At 58.9% G+C, this 19,160-nt stretch carries 10 protein-coding genes; 9 read left to right on the plus strand and 1 reads right to left on the minus strand.

Annotated features, from left to right (window positions below; all coding sequences use genetic code 11):
- Nucleotide 1 precedes the first annotated feature (1 nt).
- The 9 genes from DAD186_RS06950 (at nt 2) to DAD186_RS06990 (ending at nt 16,772) form a co-directional block, all read left to right on the plus strand.
- Nucleotides 2–1,441 carry an ATP-binding protein gene (locus DAD186_RS06950; RefSeq protein ID WP_065248057.1) on the plus strand — a complete coding sequence of 480 codons (1,440 nt, stop codon included), beginning with the start codon at nt 2–4 and terminating at the stop codon, nt 1,439–1,441.
- A 4-nt stretch (nt 1,442–1,445) separates the two neighbouring features.
- Complete coding sequence (locus DAD186_RS06955) at nt 1,446–3,317, plus strand: type IV secretory system conjugative DNA transfer family protein (protein WP_065248058.1); 1,872 nt, start codon at nt 1,446–1,448, stop codon at nt 3,315–3,317.
- A gap of 421 nt (nt 3,318–3,738) precedes the next feature.
- Nucleotides 3,739–4,374 carry a hypothetical protein gene (locus DAD186_RS06960; protein ID WP_065248059.1) on the plus strand — a complete coding sequence of 212 codons (636 nt, stop codon included), beginning with the start codon at nt 3,739–3,741 and terminating at the stop codon, nt 4,372–4,374.
- Nucleotides 4,371–5,579: a hypothetical protein gene (locus DAD186_RS06965; protein ID WP_065248060.1), complete on the plus strand. Its 1,209-nt coding sequence runs from the start codon at nt 4,371–4,373 to the stop codon at nt 5,577–5,579. The genes DAD186_RS06960 and DAD186_RS06965 overlap by 4 nt, the downstream gene beginning before the upstream one ends.
- Before the next feature lie 71 nt (nt 5,580–5,650).
- Complete coding sequence (locus DAD186_RS06970) at nt 5,651–6,820, plus strand: thrombospondin type 3 repeat-containing protein (protein ID WP_157457109.1); 1,170 nt, start codon at nt 5,651–5,653, stop codon at nt 6,818–6,820.
- Between the two features lie 195 nt (nt 6,821–7,015).
- Nucleotides 7,016–7,573: a single-stranded DNA-binding protein gene (locus DAD186_RS06975; protein ID WP_065248062.1), complete on the plus strand. Its 558-nt coding sequence runs from the start codon at nt 7,016–7,018 to the stop codon at nt 7,571–7,573.
- A gap of 243 nt (nt 7,574–7,816) precedes the next feature.
- Complete coding sequence (locus DAD186_RS06980; protein ID WP_157457110.1) at nt 7,817–9,067, plus strand: hypothetical protein; 1,251 nt, start codon at nt 7,817–7,819, stop codon at nt 9,065–9,067.
- A gap of 665 nt (nt 9,068–9,732) precedes the next feature.
- Nucleotides 9,733–10,272 (plus strand): hypothetical protein, encoded by a 540-nt coding sequence (locus DAD186_RS10975; RefSeq protein ID WP_065248064.1) that lies wholly within the window; start codon nt 9,733–9,735, stop codon nt 10,270–10,272.
- Between the two features lie 23 nt (nt 10,273–10,295).
- A complete protein-coding gene (locus tag DAD186_RS06990; protein ID WP_065248065.1) occupies nt 10,296–16,772 on the plus strand; it encodes a DEAD/DEAH box helicase family protein in 6,477 nt (2,158 codons plus the stop codon).
- 61 nt (nt 16,773–16,833) lie between these two features.
- Here DAD186_RS06990 and DAD186_RS11150 read toward each other — a convergent pair whose 3' ends face one another.
- Nucleotides 16,834–19,113: an ATP-dependent DNA helicase gene (locus DAD186_RS11150; RefSeq protein ID WP_236886225.1), complete on the minus strand. Its 2,280-nt coding sequence runs from the start codon at nt 19,111–19,113 to the stop codon at nt 16,834–16,836.
- Nucleotides 19,114–19,160 lie beyond the last annotated feature (47 nt).

Below are 19,160 nucleotides of genomic sequence, written 5' to 3' on the forward strand. Positions count from 1 at the left end.
CATGGCGAAGTTCGTGTTTGACGTTGGGCAAAAGAGGGAAAAGCGTAGTGCTGTGCGCAAGCGGCACCGTGAGGTGGAGGAAGTATTCAACGCTTCGCGGCCCGTGGATGCAGCAAGCGATAGCGAGCATGCCGTGCAATTCCCTGCGGTCCGCAAGAACACGCTAGCGGGTGCGATGGGGACCTCGTTCGGGTTGCAGCTGAGGCGGTTGCGTGTATCGAGCGCGCGGTTTGGTTCGGCTATCCCGTTTCTTGCAGATGCCGGTACTGGTGTGGAAGGTGCGCGACTCGGGAAGAACCTCACGGGCGGCGATTGGTTTCATTTTGATCCGTGGACCGCGTATCAAAAGGGTTGGGTGACGGGCACGTCTATTGTGCAAATTGGCGGCGTCGGTTCAGGCAAGTCCACGACATCGAAGGCAGCGTGCCGAAGATTAATCGCGCAGGGCCGCAAGATCGCGGTGCCGTCGGATCCCAAGGGCGAGTGGGCGCGTGTGGCGGAAACGGTACCGCGCCATCAGGTTCTGGAGCTGGGCCTTGAGGGCAACCGTATTAACCCGTTGGAGGAAGGTGTCAAGCCCGCGAGTATGGATGCGCGGGAGTGGGCAAGTGAGGTGCATTCACGACGCCAGCAACTTCTCATCGCGATTATCTCGGTGATGAATAGTGGGCGGCCAATGGAACCGCAGCAGTACACAGCGCTGGATGTAGCGCTTAAACGGGTGGTGGAGACGGGCCAGGTGCCAACTATCAGGGCACTAATTGAGAAACTGCGCAACCCGAGTGAAGTGGATAAGCATGACGTGGGAACAGCGGGCGAGGCGCTAGCGCACTCGTTGAATCGCGCGGTCTCGGGTGACCTCGCGGGCATGTTCGATCAGGAGTCCACGGTGAAATTCGACCGCGATACACAGATGATCGTGATCTCCACTAGGACATTGCTGAACAAACCACAGAATGTGCGCGCAGTTGCGTCGGCGTGCACCTCGTTTTGGGTGGATTCGGTGGTGCGTGATGAGAACTCGGGCTACTGGGTAATCGTGTCTGAGGAGGGGTGGTCGGAGATGCGCGATCCCCGCGCAGTGGAGTTGCTGGACGAGCGGCAGCGTCTTGCGGGCGAGTTCGGTTTAGCGAATTGGCTCATCATGCACGAAATCACGGACTTGGACATGGTCGGCACGGCGGATTCACCGCAACGTGCCCAGGCGCTGGGGCTGTTATCGAAAGCGCAGATCAAGATCGTGCATAAGCAGTCCGAAACAGCAATTGGGCCTACGCAGGCAGCATTGCGGCTGAGTGAGCGTGAAGTCGAAACCGTGCTGCGACTACGGCAGGGGCAGGCGCTGTGGAAAGTCGGGGATCGAGCGATGGTCGTGGAAACGTTAATTACTCGACCTGAGTGGGAAGTGTTCAACACGTCGAGTAAACGAGCGGGAGTGTAACGTCATGCGGTTTGCGCTGGGTTGGCGAGAAAAGCTATTGGTGACGATATTTGCTGCGGCAGGCGCGCTGTGGGTCGCTGTGATGGCGGCGCGGGGCCTGACGAGGGCGGTATGTGGTGAGTGGCCGACGAGGACGGGTAACGACGCTCTTCTTGTTCGTGTGATTGGGGTGTTGTCTGGTGATCTTCTGGGTTGGGTCGGATCGACAGCGGATGGCTGTCGAATCTCGAACGCAAGTGCATGGGTGCTTGTCGTGATCGTTGTGCTGATAGTGGTGTTTGTACTGCTGGCGTTGTTTCAGTACCTAGAGTCGCGGCGTTTGACGCCACAGTATTTGCGTAAGCAGCTGTTGGGCCGTAAGGAAGTTTTTGCGGGTCGGGGTGAAGTGCGGCGTGAGGTCGGTGCGGACGTTGCGATTGACCGTGGTCGCAAGGTGCGCCCGAAGCACGCGGAGAAGGTTAAGCGCCGGTTTAAGCCGGAAGATGCAGCGTTTCATCTGGGCAAGTCGCAGGGCGTGGACGTGTTTTTGTCGATGGAGGATGCAGTATTGCTGATTGGTCCGCCGCGTTCGGGTAAGGGCTATGGCATTTTGACGCGTCAGATTATTGAGACGCCGGGGCCGGTTGTGACGACGTCTACCCGTGGCGACAATATGGAGGCGACTATTGCGGCACGGGCGAGGAAAGGGCCTGTGTATGTGTTGGATCCGGAGAACGTGACCGGACGACGCTCCACAATGAAGTGGTCGCCTATCGCGGGTTGTGAGAACGGTGTGGTTGCGCGTAAACGGGCACAGTTACTTGTGGACGCCACGGGGCTTGGTGCTGGTGAGGGCGGCAATAACCAGGAGTTCGCGACGAAGGCCGTGGAGATTCTCCAAGCACTGTTGCACGCCGCTGCCGTCGGAAAAGTGTCATTGAGTGAGGTGTACGCGTGGACGAAGAATCCTGAACGTGCACGCGAGGCGGTAGAAATTCTGGCAACGGAATCTGATCTCGGCTGGGATGAGTCACTTCGTGCCACGTTGGAGTTGCCTGTGGAGCAGCGTGCGACGAATTGGTTCGGTGTTAGTTCGGCGTTGACCCCGGTGGATGTTCCTGAAACGAGGGGGCTGTTTCAGCCGGATGAGGGAGAAGTCTTCAATATTGACGAGTTTTTAGACAATAACGGCACGCTGTATCTGATTTCGCCGTTGAAAGCTGGTAACGAAGGCGCAAGTGTCGGGGTGCTGTTGGTGATGTTGCTGGATGCAATTACGGAGGCGGCGCACCGTAAAGCCATGATGCAGCCGAGTGGAAGGCTTGATCCGCCACTTGGTCTGGTCTTGGACGAGCTGGCGAACGTGTTTCCGTGGCCGCAGCTGCCTCAGTGGTGTGCCGCTGGTTCTGGTGAGGGTATTCAGGTCACGAGCGTGGTGCAGTCGCGTTCGCAATTGCGTAGTGGTTGGGGTCAAGACGGTGCCCAAACAGTGTGGGAGTCCTCGGGTATCAAGATCATTCTTGGCGGAGGTGGCGCGGATTCTGACCTTCGAGAAGCAATCGCTCTATTGGATGAGCAGACGTGGAAAACGACCCATGCGTCATGGAGTACGGAACGCGACGAGTCGTGGAATGAGAATGTGCAGATGAAGGAAGGTATGACGGTCGCTGAGTTGCGACGTCTGCCGGAGCTTATGGCGCTTATCATCGTGCGGCGCGCGAGGGCTATCGCGGTTGATTTGATTCCGTGGACGCAAAAGAAGGATGTGGCGGAGCTGGTCGCGGAGTCTAAGCGGTGGCATAAAGACCACGGTGTGTCGTCTGACCCGTCAAACCCGGGTGAGACGTATTTGTCGGTTGGACAGCGTAAGCGTGTGAAGGAAAAGGAGAGGGCATGAGTCTGCGACGAGGTGGATACAAGTCCCGGCAGTATCGAGGCAAAGAAGGCTACGTAAATTCGCGTGTGTGGCGCCGCCGACGTTCACAGTTTCTTGCCGCCGTTCGCGAAGCGCACGGTGATGTTCGCTGCGCGTGTTGTGATGAGCCGCTAACGGACCAGAATGCGCATGTACATCACTTGTCGTATGAGGGCATGGGGCGAGATCAATACGGGGCATGGGACTCGCACGAGAGCGACGAGGACTTGTTGGCGATGTGCGCGTGGTGTCATGAACGCCTCCACACACTTATGGATCATGATCGTGGATGGTCACGGATGAATCGTAGGGACGCCACATTCGCGGTCATCTCGGTCATGCAGCAAAGACTTGTCGCGTGCGGGCTAGCGCATCTTGAGCATCAAACGAGGGAGCAATAGCCATGCGCGATACGAACATGAGCCAGGACTTGGCCTTGGACGGCATTATTGACTATGAGGAGCCTGGCGAGGAGTTCAACCCGGAAGAATCGGTAATTGAAGCCGAAGGCACACCAGTGACCTCCCCGAGTGAGGTTGAGCGTGAGGCCCAGGAGGCGCGTGAGCGCGCGAAACAGGGTGTAGAGGCATCAGGGCCGCGAGTTCTCGGGTGGTTTGACGCGAGTGAACGCGACATCAGGGAGCAGTTTCAGCAGCTGCGGCCTTTCGTTGACTGGGTGTGCGAGGTGTACCGCTTCGAGGCGAACGAGGCTCTAGGGTGCTGGTGGCGGCACCCGGGTATTGCGGCAGAGTGGTTGGGATTGTGGCATTTGTACCGGTTGTCGTTCTCCGTTGAGGATTCAGGCGCAGGCCCTAACACCTTCAACTATATGCTTGCGGCGTTCCGTATCCGTTTGCATGGGCACACGGGTAAGTTGCAGTGCAAAGCTACGCAGCATGTGGAGCCGCGTCCACCGATTTGCGACGTCACCACAGCGACTGACGAGGAGTGGGAGCGTGTAGCGGGAGTCAGAACGTATGAACCTTCGCCTCGGTGGCCGCGATTTGCCGGGAGTGCGGGAGGAAGTGGTGAGGCATGAGCCAGTCACAGATGGACGAGCTCGCGCGGATTCTCGAACAATCGGGCAACGAGAAGGAAGTACGTTCTGCGGTTTATCAACCTGGCGGCGTCGCACGCCGCAAGGTGTTAATGATGGGGTGTATCGGGCTAGCAGCCCTGGCCGGAGGCGGTGGCGCGGTCGCCCTCGGTATGCAGGTGTTGCGTGAACCGACCGACTTGCAGGCGAGTGCACAGCCCGGGCAACACGAAGGGACCCACTCCCCCAGCCCCGGCACGGTGAGTGAACAAAACGTGATCTGGCGAGGTTCCACGCAAAAAGGCGCACGGCCTGTCCTCGCGCCTCGTGGGACGGGAGCAGTGATCGACTCCAACGGGCATGTGCAGATCGTGGCAAGCGATGGAACGGTCACGACGTCTAGCGACGTTACGCCGCAGGCGGCACTTGTTGCGGGCACGCTGGGTGGCAAAGACGTCATTGCCTGGACGACGGGACGAGTCATGTCCTGGTGGACGGCGCAGGACGGTATTCAACGTGTGGAACACACGCGCCCACTCGGTATCACGGCGGTGGCCGGAGGCGTCCTTGTCTTCGACAACGGCGATTGGTCAGGACGGTTGGATCAGAAGCAGGTCACGCAAATCGCCGCAGGAAACGACTCGATCACTATTGGCGTGATGGAGGACGGGACCGCACTTGCGGCAACGGCTGACGGTGTGGTCACGAAGTGGGCGAAAAGTGGCGATATGCAAGTGCTCCAGCCCACAGCACCGCGCGAGAACGTCCAGGTACGGCGCGCGGTCGGTATCTACCGAGGGCACCTCGTGTTGGTGTGGGATGACCCCGCGGCACAAGACGAGAACCGGCAGGTCCCATTCAGCGTGATGAGTTTGGACGATGGTGCAACGAAGGCAACAGCAACCGTGCCGCTTGAAGCGGCGGTCAACGCGAAGATGAAGCGGTCGCGGCACGGTGCGGAGTTTGCCGGAAAACTGATCGCTACGGATGGCACTGTCGAGGAGGCACCGGAGGAGTTCACCGTGGTGGATACCGCAGGGGATTACTTGCTTGTGAAAGACGAGGACGGTACTCGGTGGTTAGACGTGCAGACCGGGCAAGTCACGAGTAGCGATGAAGAAGTGACATATCAACTCACCAGCTCGCTTACACAGTGGATCGTGCGAGAAACAGAATGCGTGTTGGTGCAAATGGAAGGACAACGATGAGTAGACGAGAAGTACGTAATGCTCAGCGCCGTGCCACACGGGCGCGGAAAGTGGCCGCAGTAGTGGCCGCTATGACAGCATTCGCTACCGGTTGTGGAGGCAGTGGCACGGGGCAGACGGCAAGCGAGAGTTCTTCCTCCAGTGCATCAGCGTCGGCCACGCCAACCTCGGTAGCTGAGGATGGCGGCACACTGGGCGCCAGCGGCGACGGTGTGTTTGCGCAGGCAGAAGAGGCGGGGCAAGTGGAGGCGCTGCGTCCGTCGGACTCGAAACCTGGAACGAACAATGAAGGTCGTGAGCTGTGGGCGTCCGGACGTGACTCGGATGATGCCGTGGAACGCTCAGAAGGCCGCGACGATATTCAGTTCAACCAGCACGCTCAGCCAGAGGACTCGAGCCGTCGCGTAAATACGGACTTCACGCTCGGTGGGCAGGACGAGGATCGCGTCCCGCAGGCGAAGCCGGAGGATGACCCGTTCACGCCGAAACCGGAGTCGGAAGGCGCGATTGAAGCAGCCCCCGCAGTGGATACGACCAAGCCCGATACGCCAGAATCGGGAACTGAGGAGGGCAACGACGGTTCAGATAGCGGTAAGGGAACAACGAAGCCTAGCGAACCTCGCCCGGAGCCGGAGCCGGAGGAGCCAGGAATACCAGGTGGGGATGAGCAGCCCACTGACCCGACAGAACCGCAACCCGAACCTGAACCTGAACCTGAACCACAGCCCGATCCCCAGCCGGAGGAGCCGGGAACGCCAGGTGAGGGTGAGCAGCCCACTGACCCGACGGACCCGCAACCCGAACCTGAACCTGAACCACAGCCCGAACCGCTGCCCGAGGAGGAAGTGGACACTGATGGCGACGGTGTGCCGGATGAGGTCGAGGAGCAGATCGGTACGGATCCGAACGTTGCCGAGGACGAGTTCCCGCTGATCCCACTTATCCCAGCGGATAGCGACGAGGATGGTGTGCCGGATGAGGTCGAGGAAGAAATCGGTACGGATCCGCAAACAGAAGATGACGAGTTCCCGCTTATTCCGCTCAAGCCTGCCGACCCGGTGGATGAGGTGCCACTTACCGAATTGACGCCGGCAGAACCGATTGAGGAAACACCGGCGCCGGAGAACCCGGTCATTGGTGAGCCGATTGAGGAGGAGCAGCCTGTCCTCGAAACGGCAAATACCAGTTCAGGTGATGAAACTGCCGCAACAATGACGGGAGAGACAACAGAGGTCGGGTAAAGTTTCAGTGCCCCCTTACCGTGGATCATGTCCCGGATGGGTGCATGGGATATGAAAGTGGAGGCGTGACCGCGCGTGGGTGTGCGGTCACGCCTCCAGTCACTTTTAGAAGCCTGTGGAGGCGTGCCCGGTTCTCGGTGAGCGAGTGAGGTGTCACAACCGTGGCACTCACTCGCAAGTGAGAGGACGAGAACAATGGCAAACCAGAGCGACTGGGTAAAGATTGAAGGCGCTCAATACGAGCTGCAAGCCAAGACGGCAACGATTGGCAACGACGACCCTGTGCTGGAGATGACCCAGCAGGGCAAGCCGCGCGCCCGCTTTGATGTGGCCGTGGACCGCTACCGGCGCGGTGAGAACAATGAGTTCGTGAAAGCTGGCACGGATTGGCACAAGGTCGAAGTGTACGGGGCACAGGCGGAAAACGTTGCGGCATCCTTGAAGAGTGGGGACCCAGTGACGATTTCGGGGCGCGGCGATGTGCATGTGCGCCCGGTGCAAAAGGACGACGGCAGCCTTAGTGTTGCGGTGGTTCGCAGTCTTCGGTACGGCGTGCGGGTCGCACCGGATCTTTCCATGCGTTCGGTGTCGGTGAACCCGTCGGTGCGGGCGCAGCAGAATGTTCAGGCACAGCAGGACGCGTCGGTGTCGGCGCGTACGTCGCGTGCGCAAGCGGAATGGGATGACGTCGTAAATAACCCGTCCATGATGAATGCACAAGCCGCTAACCCGAACGCGGGAGTGCACTTCTAACCCGGCGCAAGGGCATAGTCACGAGGGAAGGGTGGAGAATCACGCATGGTTGATTCAGGGACACATCATCAAAGCGCTCTGGAGAGCGTGTACGACAATCTGGAAATGTTGCTGGCGCTCACGAATGCCGCGATCTCGCGTAGTGTGTTTTGGAGTCGAAAACTTAGCCGCGTGAGCGCGGGGAATAGCGCACGTGCACAGCGCGCGGAACCAGTGGAGTGGACACGGGCGGAGCAGACGCCTGTGGCAGAACAAACTCCGACACGCGTTGTTAGCGACACTGACCCGTCGTCCGTGGCCGAGGGCGAAGATGAGGAGTTCACGGCGTGGCTACGCACTGAGTTCGGCATCGAGGTTAACGGCGACAATGTGGAATTTGTTGAAACACGGGCAAATGCTGGGATGCGGTCACGGCGCGTGCAGGCATGGAATCTCGCCTCAAGTGACGATCTACGTGAAGCGTTTACACGGATGAAGGAAGGGCGCAGCGACGAAACCCTTGACGCAGCCGTTGTGCCGATACTGAGGGCCTATCACCTTGGAGCGGGCACAGCAGTACAAACCTTCGAGAACGTTGGCGCCGACGGTGAACGTGTTAATGCGCGTACACGTGTGCGTGTAGAGGACGGAAAAGTCGTGACGTCTCGGTTCCTTGAGCGGCCCGATTTGCTCGCGGATGTTAGCGAAGCGGACATGGCCCGGGCGTTGCGGTGGCTGGGTGCTACAGACATCACGCGGGACGCGAGGGGCGGATGGTTCCCCTACACGGACGACCCGGCTGCGAAACTAGAGCAAGTTGGGCGGGCGGCGCCGGACACTCCTTTAGCAAGGTTGAGCGAGGCACATAAATTCCACACGGCAACCCGCGAGGAGATTATCCAGGCCGCTCGCGCGCACCAGTTGTACGTCGAAACGAGCGAGGTGCTCCCGCAGTCGCTATTCGAACGCCCGCTAGGGCCAGGCGGGGCCGACGGAGTGCAATACCGCGAGTTCAACATGGGAACGAACCGGCGCGTAGCGACGTGGGTCAAAGACGGTAAGGCTACTCGCCACCCTGACGGCGTGCCGTCGGTCGTGATGGACGAGAACCGGCAAGTGATCGCCGCAGGACATTACGACAACGGTAAGGCGACCGGGCAGTGGGTTTTCACTGATCCCTCGCACAGTTTCGTCGCTGAAAAAGCAACACTGGACCCTGAAACTGGCCGCGCCCGGGACGTGTATAGGCGTGAAAGCGACAACGAACCATTCGCGCGGGCTTCGAGCCTTGACGGCGCAGTCCTCGCAAGCACCGCCACGACCGCAGCAGTTACGGTAGGCATGAAGTCCGCAGTAGAGGATGCCACGGTGGTGAGTAATCGCCCGTCCACACGCTTGGGCGAAACAAATAGTGGTGTGGGATACGGCGGCGGTCTCGAAGCGGGCACTGAGCCTTTGCTCGCCGCTGTATTGGATACTGCGGGACCGTCAACCGGCGGGCCACGCATGAACTAAATACGCGAGTCTCATGAAGACGGGAGGGGCGCCCTTGGCGCCCCTCCCGTTCTTTTAGAAGCGTTCGGTCATATCGCGCAGGGCGGTGAGCAGGTGAACCGGTTCCATGCGGAACTGGCATAGACACCTATTGAAGAAAGGCGCAGAAGGCGTGCTCGAGCAAGGAATGTTGGACCTAGGCGGCATTTTCAACACAGATGACAACGCTGAAAAGACGGCGAAAACACGTGCGGCGGCCGAGCGGGCACGGTTGCAGCGACGGCCCTCTCCTGGGGTGATGTCGCCTTGGGGCAAAGTGCTAAGGATCGCGCGCGTCGAGGCGGATGTGTGGTCAGTGGACGCCGAAGATTGCTCGGGCTACTGGGTTGGCAAGGCGCACAGAGGGCAAGTGCCGGAGATCGCACGCACGGATACTGCGGAAAATCGCAACGGATGGTATCGTGAAGGACGTGATGCAGGTCACATTATCGGCGTGTGGCCTGGGGCCACTGTAGAGACGTTGACGCGCACGGATGACATGTCGTGGGCGGAGGCGACGACACAATTGCGCCGGTGGCTCGAGCAAGCAACACGCTGGCTCGAGGAACGCGAGGTCGCGGCCGACATAATCGCGGCGGTAACGCAGCGGTTTGAAAACGCGACTATTGAAGTAGAGGAGTTGCCCGATGAAATCGAACCAGAAGATGAGCCGAACGCAGTTAGAGACGTTGAACGCGGAGATGCGCCTGTCCGCAGTGAGCGAGGACTTGATGGAGCGCGAGGAGCGCGAGATTCAGGAGTGGGAGGAGAACCCGCGCAGGTGGGCGCTTCCGATGCCGGACGGAGCGAAGGACCCGGCGGATCAGATGTTCCACCACAGCGAACTACCGCGCCTGTCGTGGATGCTTCCGAAGTGGGTACAGCGGGAGTTCCCGCAGACCTATTTGACGATGTTGGATCGCTTGTGGGGAGTTCTGCACATAGAGGGAGAAGAACTGCCGATGACGATCACGGACGTGAGGTTTCCGAAGGACCCAGCGGAAGAAGTGAAGGTGCGGACGGTGGAGAGGGAGATCGACGCCGTGGAGGGCCTGAGAGTGATGATGCGGCAAGTGCAGGAGGCGTACGACGCGACGCCGGAAGAGGACGCAGTGATCGACCGAGCATTGCGGAATCTGGAGATTCAGATGGAGGTCTTTCGAACGCAATACCCGGATCTGATCTAGAAGATTCGCGCGGCCCCGCGCTCATGAGCGCTGCCGACGTAAGCGACGGTGCGGAGTACCGGTCGAGCGAGTTGGCAGTTCCGTCTGGGGCGAAAGCGAGGTTCCGCGCGAATCTTGCAGCGGTGGAGCTGGTGCACGAGCTGGAGCGTGAGCAGCGGGCCGCGACAAGTGAGGAGCAGCGAGTCCTCGCGGCGTGGTCAGGGTGGGGTGCACTCCCCCATGTGTTCGAGAACCGGGAGGGGTGGCATGAGGAGCACGAGCGGTTGCGCGAGGTACTCACGGCGGACGAGTATCGCGCGGCTGAGCGCAACACGCTGAACGCGCACTACACTGACCCAAAGATCGCTGACGCGATGTGGCGCTCCCTGACGAGGTTCGGACTTGGCGCGGGCGCGAGTGTACTCGAACCGGGGTGTGGATCGGGCACGTTCATGGCGACAGCGCCGGAAGATACGCGGATGATTGGCGTTGAGCTTGATCCGTTTACAGCGCGCGTAGCGCACTATCTCCACCCGAAACAGCAGGTGCGTAACGAGGGCTTCGAGAATACTCTTCTGCCGAAGAATGGTGTGGATGCAGCCATTGGCAACGTGCCATTCGGCAAATTCACGCTTCTGGATTCGAAACACAACCCGCAGCGCTTGACTATCCATAACCACTTCATTGTGAAGTCGTTGGCCGCGACGCGCCCCAGTGGTCTGGTTGCGGTGATTACAAGCGGTTTCACGATGGACGCGGGAGGATCGAAGGCCCGCACGGAGATGGCCAAGCTCGGGAAGCTTGTAGCGGGCGTTCGCCTACCAACGGACGCATTTAAGGACGTGGCAGGCACAAGTGTCAACACTGACATTTTGGTGTTCCAACGCCACGATGAGGATATTGCCGTGCCGGACATGGCGAAGCTGTCGTGGGCGGGCACGGAGGAGCTAACTGAAGGCGTCGCGGTCAATAGATTCTTTGCCCAGCACCCAGAACGAGTGCTGGGGGAAATGACAACACGGTCGGGCCAATTCGGTCCCACGCTTGTAGTGAAGGATGAGAGCGGCACTCCCCTCGCGGAGCGAGTCGAGGAGCAGTTGCTGTTCCAGATGCGCGCGAACGCCTCGCCAGTGCGGGAACGCGACACGAACCTCGATATTGACGCCTCGGACGTGGAGCCAGGTCTATACGTGCCGGTGCCGGAGGAGCAAAAGCCCGTCATGGGCATGTTCGTCGATGTGCGCAAGCTCTCGCAGGTGGACGAAAGTGTCGGGCGTATCGTGAGGTGGACGGGCACTGAGTGGGAAGACGCAGGTGTTCGCAAGAACGCCATGAAAGAAACACTGGCCCTCATGGAAGTGCGTGACGCTGCCCGTAGTGTCGTGGAAAGTCAGTCCGATAAAGACAGCACCGAGAACGAACGCGAACAAGCGCGCCACATTCTCAACGTAGCCTACGACCGGTACACCGCGCAGTATGGCCCGATCAACCGTTTCACCCAGTCCACGCGCAAGCCCTCTGAACGCGCCATTGACAAGTACGTCAAGAAGCGCACGGATGAGTGGCACACGTCTTTGAAGCAAAGTGGGTATAGCTCGGCCGACGTTAAAGAAATGGAGCCAAGCAGTGCTCAGCGCGACGAGTGGCGCGAGGAGGCCATCACTGACCTCACTGACGTGCGCAAGACACAAAAGCATCTAGCGGCACTGGGCACTGACCCGTTCCTCGGCCAGCTCATTGGGCTGGAGAATTTCGACGAAGAAACTCAGAGTGCAACGAAGTCAATGATTTTCACGCAGGATATTGTGTCGGCGCGCCTGGAGGACCGCAGGGCCGAGACAATGCAGGATGCCGTGGCTATCAGCATGGACGAGTATCAGCGTATCGACCTGTCACGCATCGGGCAGTTGCTCGAGCTGAGTGAAGAAGAAGTCCGAGAGCAGATCATTGGCACAGCGTTCATCGAACCGGCAACTGGGGAACTGGAAGTTGCAACGCACTACCTGTCAGGGAACGTCCGCGACAAGCTTGTAAAGGCCCGAGAAGCAGCGAAGCATGATTCTCGGTTCAATGCGAATGTTGACGCGCTCGAAGCTGTGCTGCCTGAGTGGATTGCTATCGAAGACATCGATCTTTATCCCGGCCTGAGCGTCTTGGACGAGCATGCTTATGAGCGGTTCGCTACGGAAACCTTTGGTGGTGTGGAGCTGAAGATTGAGTTGACGGCGGAAAGTGGCGAGTGGAAGGTTACCGCGCCCGCACGTAAAGCGTTCGGAGACTCAGTTCTGCACCAGTACGGGACCGAGCACCGTAAGCCCTCGGACTTGCTGGAATCGGTAATGAACCAACGTAGCGTCATCATCCGCACAACCAGAGACTCGGATAAGCCGAAGGTGGATGAGCAGGAAACGGCGCTCGCGCGCGCAAAGATGGACAGTATTGTGCAAGCGTTCAGCAAGTGGGTGCTTGATCAGCCGCAGCTGCGCGAGAAGATCGAGCACGAGTGGAACTATCGTTTCAATCAGTACGTAAGTGCCGATTACGGACGATTGGGTGACGCTCTAGCGTTGCCAGGCCTTTCGGACGAGTTTATCCCTCACCCATATCAGCGTGAAGCGGTCGCGCGCATCGTGAATGAGCCGACGACGTTGTTGAACCATGTTGTGGGGGCAGGCAAAACGGGCACGATGCTTATGGGCGCAATGGAGCTGCGACGTACAGGCCAAGCACGTAAGCCGTGGCTTGTCGTGCCTAATCACTTGGTAGAGCAGGTGACTCGCGAGGCAACACAGTGGTATCCGAACGCGAAGGTCATGTCAATCCCTACAGGCCAGTCACCGAAAGAACGGCAGATGTGGATGACCCGCAGTGCAGGGCAGGACTGGGATTTAGTTGTGTGCCCGCAGTCGGTGTTCACCCTCATGGGTGTTGATCCGTCGCGTCAAGCGAACTGGATGAACACGAAGATCGAGGAAATGAGAGAAACAGCGTCCACCATTGACACTGGTACAGCAAATGGCAAACGCCTGGTGAAGCGTTTGAACACGGATATTGCGAACCTCGAGACAAAGTTGAACCGGCTCATGGAGAAGAAAGACCGGGGTCTCACGTTCGAGCAGACGGGCTGCGACTTCCTCATGGTGGACGAAGCCCACCACTATAAGAATCTCGCACGCGCCTCGGATGTTGCAGACCTGGCGCATTCCGGCTCGCAAAAGGCCGCAGACCTCGAAATGAAACTGGAAGTGCTCCGCGAGTTTCGTGAAGATGTCGCACGGCGTGATGGGACATGGCACGAAGATTATGTGCCACACGTGGCGGTGTTCGCGACAGGTACTCCGGTCGCAAACTCCCTTTCGGAGATGTGGGTGATGCAGCGGTACTTGCGGCCCGACCTACTCAACGCACAGGGAACGTCGAGCCTTCGAGAATGGGGCCGTGCGTTCGCCCGCTCAGCGTCGCAGCTCGAGCCAACCGCTGGCGGTACATGGAAGATGAAGGACCGCGTGCGTAGCTTCGTGAACGTACCGGAACTAATGAGTACAGCCCAGGCATTCATGTCCACGGTCACGCGCGATGACATCACGGCCACGCTACCCAATATCACGGGAGGAGAGCCGACAATAATCACGCGGGACTTGTCTGATCAAGCACGTGAAAAGATCGAAGAACTCGCCAGCCGAAGCAATAACCTTCCTAAGGATCAAAGCCTGGACAACATGCTCAAGATCAACAACGAAGGCAAACTTTTGTCTATCGACCCGCGCCTCGTTGGTCTTGACGCGGATGAGGACGGCGGGAGGCTCGCCGACGTGGCCGAACAGATCGTGCACATTCACGAGGAAACGAAGGACCGCGAATACACCGACGCCAACGGCGAAGTCGAACCGGTAGCGGGTGGCCTCCAGATTGTTTTCTGCGACCGTGGTGTGCCCGACGGTTCGAGTACGGTAAACCTCTACGAAGTAATGAAGGACAACCTCGTCGAGCGTGGCCTCGATCCAGATAGCGTCGCGTTCATTCACGATGCAGACAATGATGCTGCGCGCGGCGAACTGTTCGAGCGCTGCCGTAGCGGGCAGGTGAACGTCCTGATCGGTTCAACCGACAAGATGGGCACGGGTGTGAACGTCCAAAAGCGCGCGACGGCGATTCACCATGTGGATGTGCCGTGGCGTCCGGCTGACTTGGAGCAGCGTAACGGGCGTGTATTCCGTCAGGGTAATCAGAACACGGATGTGACCGAATGTCGGTATGTCACTATCGAGTCGTTCGATCAGTTGCTATGGCAAACGATTCATCGAAAAGCCAAGTTCATCAGTCAGATCATGAACGGCGACGCAGCTAGCCGCACCGTCGAACAGGAAGACGATGAGGTGACGCTGAGTGCGGGCGCGATCGCCGCGATTGCTTCGGGTGACCCGATGGTAATGCGGCGCGAAGAAGTGATGCGCGAATTGGAGCAGCTGGAGGCACTAGAGAAGGCGTACCGGAGCCAGAGTCTACGAGAACGGTCCCAAGTCAAGAGCCTGCGCGCAGGTATTGAGCAGAGTAAAAAAGTCATTGCGGATCGCGAAAAGATCAGGCCACTGATCCGCGAGGAGCTGGGCTACGTTAATGCGCGCGGCGAGTCCTTTGAAACTGCCGGAGAGGCCAAGGCCGCTATCACTGCCACACTGTTAGATAACCGGCAGATGTTGCTCGAAGGCGGCAGCGTCGATTTGGGCAGGCTCGACGGGTTGAAGATTCATGTCAGGGGCGGAGTACACAGGTGGTTCGTCGAAGCAACGGATGCTCCCACAGTCATGTGCGATTTCGAGCCGAAGATCGACAGGATCAGTAAGACCGACGTCGTGCAGCGTATGCGCAACGTGTTCAAGAACATCGACAACACGATTGCCAAAAACCAGAACAGTATTACCCACTCAGAGAACCGGATCGAGGACATTGAAGCGCACATCGCTAGCAGCAGTTTCGAGCAACGCGAACGCCTAGACGCCCTCAAAAATGAGTTGGCCGATATTGATAAGCACCTCGGACTAGACAGCGACATGGACGAGACGGTGGTCGAGGACTGGCTTGTCTACGCCAACGAACTGATGGAAGTGCGTCCCGATACCACGAAGAATTATGAGATGACGGCACGTAACGCGAAGAAAGGGGACCTGCTCCTCTTCGAGAAAAGTGGTGGGCCGTTGATCGTGAAAGATCCTGCGGCGGAGGATCCCGAAAACGTTCTCATGCGAGAGGACGGCACCTCGAATGGACTCCAACGGTTCGTGGCCCCGTTCCACACGGGCAAGCTCATTGCGCGGCAATTTAGTCAGTTGACTGAGTGGCAGCAACGTGCGGCGAAAAGGGATGCGCACGCGGCTATCCGACGAAACTTCGAAGCTATAGAACCAGGGAGCCTCGTCGTGCTGAACGTGGACGGCGCTTGCGTGGAGGCTCGCACGATCACACGGAAAGCGGGACAGCTCGAGTCGGGCATTGACTTCGAGATCACAGGACCCAGCGACAAGATCAACGAGCACATCCTTCTGAGTAGCACGTGGCATACCCCCACCATGATTTTGCAGCCAGAGGCGTACACGGAGGAGGACCTGCGGGGGCGTGCGCGAGTGCGCAATAAGCTCACACACAACGAATTAATGAGCGGTGAAACGGTGACGGCGATGTACCACGCGGAGACCGGAGAGAAGCTGCCACTGAAAGCGCCGTTCGACGAAGAGTATGCCGAGAACGGTTACGGCTTTCGGTTTGTGCGGTCGATCCAACAGGTGCTCGAAGAGATGGGCCACAAAGAACTGCATCCATCAGACCTGGTGTTCGATACTGCTTCACCCCGCTATGCGGGTGAGGCCATCACTGCGGACATAGTTGGGGAGGTAAAAGTTGGGAGGCTAATGCCGGGTGACCGAGTGCGCCTGAGTGATCTCACCGATGGTACGCCTTCGGACGAGTGTGTGACTGTTCAAGAAGTGGATCCAAATAACCTAATTACGAAATATAACGTTCGGTACAGGACGGATGATGGTCAACGAGTGACTGCCTCCGTTCCGGAGCCGAGGATGATCCCGGTCGTGAATCGGTGGGATCGCAGTTTCGGTGCGTCAGAACGACTTAGGAGCGTCTATGGGTCCGTGGAGGAGGCGGGCGTGAATACCGAGTTCGATACCGGTAACCGTGAGGTTCGTTCCGTCATAGCGTTCACTCGCTCTGGAAAACCGAAAATTGCGACATGCAGGCCGATGGCTGGTGGTCAACATGGGTTCGAGTTCGAATATGAGAGCGGTGAAGCTGAGTCGTATTTTACGGGGAGGAGTTATAAACAAGTGTGGGAGGTAACAGAACGGGCGGATATTACGGAATTGCAGTGGGTCTTGCGTAATGACACTCCCGTTGGTACGCGAGGTGAGAGCGATTTGGAGAAGAAGTCAGGTTCGCCTTTGCCGGGTGTGCCTGGTCATGATGTCCCTGATCCTGGCATGGAGGGTCCGAGGAACGGGTTGAACATGTAGTGCTTGTGGTGTGGGGCCGGGCAACCGTGAGGTTGTCCGGCCCCTTTTTTCTTCGTTGTTATTACTGCGGGCGGTTCGGTTGGGGGTGGGAGTCGGTGTGCAGGTGTGGCTCGGTCGTGGGTGCGTGCGTCGAGACCGGGAGGGCTTCGCTGGTGGTGGCGAGGGCAGTAGTTAAGTAGTGCCAGTGGGCGTGTTGTTGTGTGTCGCGTGCGGGTGGTTCCGGCCCAAGTGGGGTTGTTGTGCGTACACGGTAGAGGTCGCGGTAGATGGCAATGTCCGTGTGAAGGTGGGGTGGGCAGGTGCGCGCCCAGGCCTCGCCTGGAGCTGTGGCTGAGAGTTGGGTAATGCGGTCGTGAATACGAGAGTGCACTTGGTCCCCTAGCTGGTGCACATCATGGTCGGCGCGGTCGGTGAGAAGTGGGAGTCCTCCGGGCAAGGCGTGGCCGCGTGGATCATTCGGGGTAAGCGCTCGTAGCCGGTGGGCAATGATCTTGAGTGAAGCGTCTACATCAGTGGGATCTACGCCGGTGACGGGCGTTGTGAGGGCGTTGTGTGTTGCAGTGGGGTTGTGTGCATCGGCGGCACGGTAGGCCGCGAAAAGGGATGGGAGGATAAGACTTTCTTCAAGTGCATCAGGCAGGACGTGCAGGTTTGCTGCGAGAGTGTCAATTTGGGGTTGGTGGTTTTCGAGGGTGAGGAGGTAGGCGTACTCGGAAGTGAGGCGTTGAAGGTTGTTCGCGTCCTCACGGGCGTTGCCGAGTGCTGTGGTGGCGCTGGTTTCGGCGGCGTGTGTTTGTGCCATTTGTTGGAATCGCTCGCGCCATGTGGGTGTTTCTTCGTCAGCTACGCGCAGTCCGGTTGCGGGAGAAGCGCTAGTAGCGCTAGCGGCTTCCCCTATGTAAGCGGCGTTGAGGTCGCGGCCTCGAGTCATTGCCACGTATAGGAGTTCTGAGGCAATGGGGTCTTGGGAGGGGATGACAACTCGCGCTTCGTCTACGGTGGCGCCTTGGCATCGGTGGGCAGTTGTGGCGTATCCCAGCTCGGTGTGGTCGCGTAGGTAAGACGCGGATAAATGAATGGTGGCGTTGTTGTCCTCTCTAACTGCCGTGATTGAACCGTCGTTATGAATCGAAGTGACGGTCATGAGTGTGCCGTTTCGTATGAAGTCGCCGTCGGTATCAACAATGGTGCGGTCATTGGAGCGGGCTAGGACCCTCTCCCCTACCCCGGCGTCGCGATCGCCGCGAAGCAAAGCTGTACGCGCAGCGTCGATTCTGCCGGCGAGGCGCAAGTCATGGCTGAAGCGTTGGTTTAGTTCATCAACGAGAGCGTTGGTGGAGGCGATTATGAGGGCTGAGCGGCCTTCGTCCAACGCGTGGCGTGTGTCAAGGTATGCCTGTTCCAGAAGTTCGTCGTCGGCGCCACCGTGGAGGCGTTCGTGAGCCTCGTAAAGTGCGAGAACATCGTGAGCGTCTTGCTGGTCACTAACATCGCGGAGAAGCAGTGACGCGTCGGCTTCCCATTTGTGGTGGAATCGCCACACACTCGTGAGTTCGTGAACGGGGCCGTGGTCGGCTAGGAGGGAAAGTGCGCCGCCAGCCTCAACGGCTTCGATCTGCCGATGGTCGCCGACAAGGAGAATCCGCGCCCCTGCGGCATCGGCCTGTGCCGTAAGTTCTGCGAGGTGCGTGGTGGAGGCCATCGAGGCTTCATCGACGACAAGCATCTGTCCGGCGTGGAGTGTCCAACTATCAATGGTGGTGGCGAGTTCAGCGACACGTCGCCGGTACGCGCGCCGAGTGGCTGGCGACAAAAGATCGTTCTCTAGGGCGTCGATGAGTGAGTCGTACTCGGTGCGTCGGTCGGTGTTTCCTACAGTGCTCTCGTAAAGCCACTTCGCGATTGTGTGTGCTGGTGCTTCGAGTTCTTCGGACAGGACATGTGCTGCTTGAGCACTCGTTGTTACGCCGAGGAGTGAACCAGTGCCGTGTTCGTGCTCCCATACGTTCTTCAATGCCGACATGGTTGTCGTCTTACCGGTGCCTGCTGGACCAATGAGGACACTCATCCGGCTCGTGTCCGTCATGATGGCACGCACAGCGGCTTCCTGGTCCTCGGCCAGGGAGTACCCGCGTGTGGTTTTTTGTGCGGCGTTCACTTCTTCGATCAGCTTCTCCACTGTGGGTGACTCCGGGGGGTTCCATACACCCGTAGTTGTTAATGCCGCGACAAGTCTGTTCTCACGTTCGAGGGCAGTGCTGGAGGTGAATACGCTGCGTGTGTCGTCGTCGAAGACACTGGTGCCTCGTAGCGACAGGCGCGGGTCGTCAGTGTTGACCACGTATCGTTCTGGAGTGACTGCAATACACCGTTCAATGACGGCCTCAG

The sequence above is a fragment of the Dermabacter vaginalis genome, assembly GCF_001678905.1.
In the GTDB taxonomy this organism is placed as follows: domain Bacteria; phylum Actinomycetota; class Actinomycetes; order Actinomycetales; family Dermabacteraceae; genus Dermabacter; species Dermabacter vaginalis.